The organism is Luteitalea sp. (assembly GCF_022842525.1).
Lineage (GTDB): Bacteria > Acidobacteriota > Vicinamibacteria > Vicinamibacterales > Vicinamibacteraceae > Luteitalea.
This window is the reverse complement of record NZ_JALHPM010000266.1, coordinates 1-6,409: the sequence shown is the minus strand read 5'-3', so window position 1 is coordinate 6,409 and position 6,409 is coordinate 1. Positions and strand designations below refer to the sequence as shown.

General features: G+C 71.6%; 6 protein-coding genes. 3 read left to right on the top strand and 3 right to left on the bottom strand.

Annotation, left to right across the window (positions count from 1 at the left end):
- A partial coding sequence (locus Q0C41_RS28810; protein ID WP_291990021.1) for an SGNH/GDSL hydrolase family protein occupies nucleotides 1-885 on the top strand: 885 nt, incomplete at its 5' end.
- A 15-nt stretch (nucleotides 886-900) separates the two neighbouring features.
- Here the strand turns inward: Q0C41_RS28810 and Q0C41_RS28805 are convergent.
- Nucleotides 901-2,106, bottom strand: coding sequence for a serine hydrolase (locus Q0C41_RS28805; protein ID WP_291990019.1), 1,206 nt, complete (start codon nucleotides 2,104-2,106; stop codon nucleotides 901-903).
- Nucleotides 2,107-2,207: 101 nt separating this feature from the next.
- On the opposite strand from Q0C41_RS28805, the gene Q0C41_RS28800 reads away from it, so the two are divergent.
- On the top strand, nucleotides 2,208-2,561 hold the full coding sequence (locus Q0C41_RS28800; protein WP_291990017.1) for a PadR family transcriptional regulator: 354 nt from the start codon (nucleotides 2,208-2,210) through the stop codon (nucleotides 2,559-2,561).
- Nucleotides 2,558-5,209, top strand: a complete 2,652-nt coding sequence (locus tag Q0C41_RS28795; protein WP_291990015.1) for an ABC transporter permease — start codon at nucleotides 2,558-2,560, stop codon at nucleotides 5,207-5,209. The genes Q0C41_RS28800 and Q0C41_RS28795 overlap by 4 nt, the downstream gene beginning before the upstream one ends.
- 8 nt (nucleotides 5,210-5,217) lie before the next feature.
- Here Q0C41_RS28795 and Q0C41_RS28790 read toward each other — a convergent pair whose 3' ends face one another.
- Nucleotides 5,218-5,586 carry an FKBP-type peptidyl-prolyl cis-trans isomerase gene (locus tag Q0C41_RS28790; RefSeq protein ID WP_291990013.1) on the bottom strand — a complete coding sequence of 123 codons (369 nt, stop codon included), beginning with the start codon at nucleotides 5,584-5,586 and terminating at the stop codon, nucleotides 5,218-5,220.
- Nucleotides 5,583-6,409 (bottom strand): tetratricopeptide repeat protein (locus tag Q0C41_RS28785; protein ID WP_291990010.1); only part of this gene is annotated, 827 nt, incomplete at its 5' end. The genes Q0C41_RS28790 and Q0C41_RS28785, both read right to left, overlap by 4 nt.

Below are 6,409 nucleotides of genomic sequence, written 5' to 3'. Positions count from 1 at the left end.
CGAGAGGTAGCTGAAGAGATGACCGCTCTGCTCGTCGTCGCCACGCATGGCGTCGATGCTAAGTCACGGGGATCCACCTGTCGATCCCTTCAACCTTCTTTTTCAGCAGCCTGCTATGCCCGGGACGACGGGCAGTGGTATTTCGTGGGCGGCGCCAGACCCACGGCGTCGCCGACCAACGACGCCCTCGTCATCGACGGCCTGACACCGACGTCCCGCGAGTTCCGGCTGTATCTGCCCCTCTACAACGGCGTGAGCCGCCTCGAGGTGGGCGTGCCCGAAGACGCCACGTTCCGGTTCGATCCACCTGTGCCGACCCGTCCCCTCGTCGTCTACGGGACGTCCATCACGCAGGGCTGCTGTGCGTCCCGCCCCGGCATGAGCTACACCGCGATGCTGGGCCGTCGGCTCGACCTGCCGGTCATCAATCTGGGCTTCTCGGGCAACGGCAAGGCCGAACCCGAGGTGGCGCGGTTGCTGGCCGATCTGAATCCCGCCATCTACGTGCTCGACCCGCTGCCGAACCTGACACCGGCGCAGGTCATCGAGCGCATGCCGCATCTCATCGACACGATTCGAGCCGCGCGGCCGCAGACGCCCATCGTGCTGGTCGAGCATCTGCTGTATCCGAACCTGCGGTTTCGCCCCGAAAAGGCCGCGGACGTCGCAGCGGCGAACGCGTCGCTCCGACGCATGCACCAGGCGCGCGTCGCGGCCGGGGACTCGCGGCTGCTCCTCGTGCCGAGCGCGTCGCTGCTCGGCACCGACGGAGACGGCACCGTGGACGACAGCCATCCGACCGAACTGGGATTCGCGCGCATGGTCGACGGACTGGAACCGTACCTGCGGCGTGCGCTGGCGCTGCTTCCGACCTCGACGCGCTGAGACGCCTGAACCGGCTCAGCGGGCGAACGCCTCCGCCATCCGGAGGGCAAGGGCCGCCGTGTCCGCATAGGACGTGTTCGAGGTGACCGCGATGACGAGTCCGCGCTCCCCGACGATCAGCAGCGACGCGACCTGGCCACCGAGCAGATCGCCATCGTGGCCGACCACCGGCGTCACTCGGCCCGCCAGCGTGACCGTCTCGAGATCCCACCCGAGACCGTAGCCCGTGTCTGCCCCGGACCGCCGGCGCTGCGACGTCTGCAACAGGCGCCGCGTCTCGGGTCGCAGCACGGTGTCGCGCTGGACGCCCATGCCGAAGCGCACGAGGTCCGACGGGGTGGACACGAAGTGCATCGCCCCGGCATAGCAGGAGGTGTCGATCGGGCGCATGAGATCGAGGCCGTAGTGGGGCTCGGCCGCGTACTGCGGGAAGTACGAGGTGGCCCGCCCGGCACTCTGCTCCGCGGCGACGTCGGGCTTCGTGTCGTCCATGCCAAGCGGGACGAAGACGTCATCGCGCATGACATGGGCGAAGGCACGGCTGGTCGCGGCTTCAATCGCCGCGCTCACGACGGTCCAGCCGTAGTGCGAGAAGCGGTAGTCGGTATCGGGCTCGAACAGCAGGGGCCGATCGGCGAACTCCGCCAGCGCCTCGGCCGGCCGGTCGCAGTGCGTGCCCAGAAGGGGGCCCTCGTCACCGCCATCCGAGCGAAGGCCCGCGACGTGGCCCATGACCTGGCGCAGCGTCACCGGCCACCGCTGCTTCGGATAGGCCGGCACGTATACCTGGATCTCGTCGTCCAGCCGCAGGCGCCCCTGCTCCAGCAGCAGCCCCACCGCCGCCGAGGTGAGGACGGTGGACGCCGTGCCGATGCGGAAGCGGGTCTCCGGGGTGACGGTCGCCTGGCGCTCCAGGTCCGCGAAGCCGAACCCCTCGGCCCAGACGACGTCCGTGCCGACGCCCACGGCCACGGACAGTCCGGGCAGGTTCTGTTCGGCCATCCCGGCACGGGCGGCCTGCCGGGCACGGGCGACCGGCTCGGCCCAGTCCCCGGTCGGCGCCGCGGCCACCGTCGATGGGATCCGCTGCGGGTCCGGGTGCAGCGGCGTCGCCATGACGGTCATGTACGTGTGCAACCCGGCGATGGCGGTCACAACGCCGCCCACCCCCAGCACCGCCAGCGTCAGCCAGGTCTCCATCCGGTTCCACGTCTTCGCCACGGGGCCAAGCATCCCCCACGACCGTGATCGAAGTCTTCAGCAGGCGATGAGCATGCGGTGAGATTGGGCTCAGGAACCTTCTCGACCCCGTTGCCGTAGACATGTCTACGCTAGACATGACCAAGACCAAGTCGGACATTCCGCACGGCACGCTCGACCTGTTGATCCTGCGCACGCTCGACACGATGGGGCCGCTGCACGGCTACGCCATCGCGCGGCGCCTGGAGCAGGTCGGCGGCGGTACCACCCGTCTCAGTCAGGGTGCCGTCTATCCGGCTCTCATCCGGCTCGAACAACAGGAGCTCATCCGGACGCAGTGGGGGCTCAGCGAGACCAACCGCGAGGTCAAGTTCTACGAACTGACGCCCCCCGGCGCCGCACATCTCCGCAAGGAGATCGCCAGCTGGGAGCAGTCCACCGCGCTCATCGCGAAGTTTCTCGGAGCCAGACCATGACTGCGCGCCTCCGCCGCCTGCTCGCCCTGTTCCGCCGCACCAGGCTCGACCGCGAGCTCGATGCGGCGATCGTGGCTCACCTCGAACTGGCCGAGCACGACGCCCGGGCCCGCGGCCTCTCCGTCGAGGAGGCCAGACGGGAGGCCCGTCAGGCCTTCGGCGGCGTGGACGCCGTCCGGGAAGCCCACCGCGATGCCCGCAGCACCCGCGCGCTCGAGACGCTCTGGCGCGACGTGCGCTACGGCCTCCGCGGCATCCGGCGCACGCCCCTCGTGTGCAGCATCATCGTCCTGGTGCTTGGCGTGGCCATCGGAGCGAACACGACGATGCTGAGCGCGGTCGAGGCCATTCTGGTCCGGCCACTCGGCTACGGGGACGCCGACCGACTGGTCATCGTCATGCACGACGGGCGGGCGCCCGTCTCGTATGCCAACTTCGATGACTGGCGACGGGAGGCTCGGTCGTTCCAGGGCATGGGCGCTGCGGAGTACTGGCGCGTCAACATCGGCCTGGAGGAGGGCGCCGAACGCGTGCTGGGCCTGCGGGTGACGCAGGATCTGCTCCCGCTGCTGGACGTGGCGCCGGCCCTCGGGCGCCTCCCCGGCGCAGACGCGTTCACAGGCGGCGACGACAAGCAGGTCGTCATCTCGCACGGCCTCTGGCGCCGCCGCTTCGGCGGCCGGGCCTCGGCACTCGGCGAGACGCTGCGCCTCGACGGCGAGCTCTACACGGTGGTCGCGGTCATGCCACCGGGCTTCGTCTTCGCGCCGTTCTGGGCCGCCGAGTCACAGCTCTGGGCGCCGCTGCCCCATGCCGGCCGCCCCACCAGCCGCACGCACAACAGTCTGCGCGTGTTCGCCCGTCTGGCGCCCGGCACCTCCCTCGCGCAGGCGCAGGCCGACGTCACGGCGCTCACGACCCGGCTGGAGAGCGCCTTCCCGCACACGAACCGCAACGTGCGCGTCGTCTCGCTCAAGGAGCGTGTCGTGGGCGAGACACGCATGCCGCTGCTCGTGATGCTGGGCGGCGTCGGCATCGTCCTGATCATCGCGTGCGCCAACGTCGCGCACATCCTGCTGGCGCGTGCGGCCACGCGACGACGCGAGGTGGCGGTGCGACTGGCCCTCGGCGCGACGCGGACGCAGATCGTCCGTCAGTTCCTCGTCGAGAGCCTGCTGCTTGCCGGAGCGGCGGCCGTCGTCGGGGTGGCGCTGGCGATCGTCGGGATCGACGCGCTGGTGGCGCTGGCGCCGCCGGACCTGCCGCGCGCCGCCGACATCCGGCTGGACCTGCCCGTGCTGCTCGGGACGGTGGCGATGGCACTCACCGCCGGCCTGGGGTTCGGGCTCGCGCCGGCGTTGCAGGCGGCCCGCCCCGTGCCGGGGGAGCACCTGGCGGCCGGGCGGGGAGCCTCGGCCGATCGTCGGCAGGCGGCGACGCGCGAGCTGCTGATGGCCTCCGAGGTGGCGCTGTCGCTGGTGCTCGTCGCCGGGGCCGGTCTGATGGTGCGAAGCCTGGCCTCGCTGCAGGCCGACGATCCGGCCTTCGATCCCGGGGGTGTGCTCTCGTTCTCCGTCTCGGTGCTCGGGAGTCGGCAGGCCGATGCCGATCGGCGCGCGCCGTTCTACGAGGCGCTGGTCGAAGGGCTGGCCGCGCTGCCGGGCGTGACGGCCGTATCCGCGATCAATCACCGGCCGCTCGACGGCGACCTCTGGACGCGCGGGATGACCATCGAGGGACGCACGGCCCCGGCGGACGGCGCCGTGATCGGCGCCATCTATCGCGTGTCGCTTCCCGGCTACTTCACCGCGATGCGCATCCCGATCCAGCGCGGCCGCGACTTCACGTGGACCGACAGGACCGGCACGCCAGGTGTGGCGATCATCAGTGACGATCTCGCGCGGGCCCATTGGCCCGGCGAAGAGGCCGTCGGCAAGCGCATCCTGTTCGGGCAAGCCGCCTCGGACCCCGAGCCCCGCTGGCTGACGATCGTCGGCGTCGTGGCCGACGCCGCCGGGCGGACCTGGGAGGATGGTCGCGGCAGCGAAGTCTACCTGCCGTTCCTGCAGAGCGCCGAGTACGCCACCAGTCCGACGGCGCCCTTCAGCTATCTCAGCTTCATGGTCCGAACCGAGCCGGGTCGCGAGGGCGCGCTCATGCCGGCCGTCCGTCGCCTCGTCGCCGGCATGGATCGCGACGTGGCCGTCTCCGACGTCGCCACGATGGAGGAGGTCGTGTCGCGGGCGCTGGCGCGCCCGCGCTTCCAGTTGACGCTGCTGGCGGTGTGCGCGGCGGTCGCCCTGCTGCTCGCGGCGGCCGGCATCTATGGCGTCGTCAGCTACGCCGTGACGCGGCGCACCCGTGAGATCGGCCTGCGGATGGCGCTCGGGGCCCAGCGGGGCGACGTCAGGACGATGGTGCTCCGCCAGTCGGCGCGGCACGTCGGGCTCGGCGTGGGTGCTGGCCTGATCGGGGCGATGCTGCTCACCAGGCTGATGACCGGCCTGCTGCACGGTGTGACGCCTGGCGACCCGCTCACGCTCGGGATGTCGACGCTGGTGCTCTCGGCGGTGGCCCTGCTCGCCAGCAGTGTGCCGGCGTGGCGTGCGTCGCGCACGGCGCCGGTGGTAGCCCTGCGCGACGAGTGAGCGACGCCTTACGATTCGATGCGGATGAGCTCGACGTCGAACACCAGCATGCCGGCAGGCGCGCCTGGACGTCCGCCGTAGGCGAGCGCTTCGGGGATCCAGAGACGACGCGTCTCGCCCTCGACCATGAGCTGCACCCCTTCGGTCCAGCCGGGGATGACCTGGTAGAGACCGAAGGCGATCGGCTCACCGCGGCTCACCGAGCTGTCGAACATCCGGCCGTCGGTGGTCCACCCCGAGTAGTGGACGAGCACGCGCGATCGCGGGCCGGGATGGACGGTGCCCGTTCCGGCTTCGAGCTGGCGTGACGCGAGGCCGCTCGGCGTGACGGTGGCATCGGCGGGCGGGGCGGCGACATCAGAGGGTGCGGGAATCATGGGGTCTGATTGTACCGGCCCGCCAGCGCTCGTGCCGCCGCGGCGCGCCACGCCGGCATGGCCGGTGCGTGCCTGAGCGCGGCGACGCACGACGCCATCGCCGCCCGGGCGCCGTCGGCCGCGTCGGCGTCGAGCACGTGCGTCAGTTCGCATTCGGCCTCCACCCGCGTCGGGTGCGTGGCCGGCCGCGTGGCGCGCTGATGCGCCACCGCGGTCCGCACGAGGGCGCCTCCGCGGGTGCGCTCGCCCTGCGACCACAGCGCCATCCCCAGCCACAGGCGCACGTTGGCCGCGTAGTCGGCCGCCTCTACACCCGCCGCCTCCAGCACGAGACGAGCGCGCTCCAGCCGTGTCACGGCCTCGGCGAGTGCCCCCTGGCGCGCGAGACAGCGGCCGAGTTGTGCCTGCATGTACGCCGCGCCCGTATCGGTCGGCCCCGACAGGCGTCGGCGTGCCTCGCTCGCCTGACGCATCCACGTCACGCACTCGGCGGGCCGGTCGTCGAGAAAGAGCGCCATGCCCACGTTGCGGGCGGCGTTGATCGTCCGCGGATGCTCGGTGCCGAACAGCCGCACGTGCCGCGCGTGACTGTCGCGCAGGGCCGCGGCCGCCTCGGCATGCCGCCCCTGCAGCGCGATGGCGACTGCGAGGTTGTTCAGCGCGTTGGCCACCTGGAAGCTCTCGGGGCCCACCAGCTCGATGGCGAGCGCGAGGGCGCGACGATGACGCGCCTCGGCGGCGCGCGCATCACCGCGGGCCAGGTCGAGCGCCGCGCGGTCGTTGAGGACGCCGATCACCGCCGGCGCGCGGCCGTCGTGGCTGC

Coding starts and splice junctions, on each gene's coding strand:
- Q0C41_RS28800 (WP_291990017.1), top strand. CDS start 2,208: ATGTCTACGCTAGACATGACCAAGACCAAGTCGGACATTCCGCACGGC.
- Q0C41_RS28790 (WP_291990013.1), bottom strand. CDS start 5,586: ATGATTCCCGCACCCTCTGATGTCGCCGCCCCGCCCGCCGATGCCACC.
- Q0C41_RS28795 (WP_291990015.1), top strand. CDS start 2,558: ATGACTGCGCGCCTCCGCCGCCTGCTCGCCCTGTTCCGCCGCACCAGG.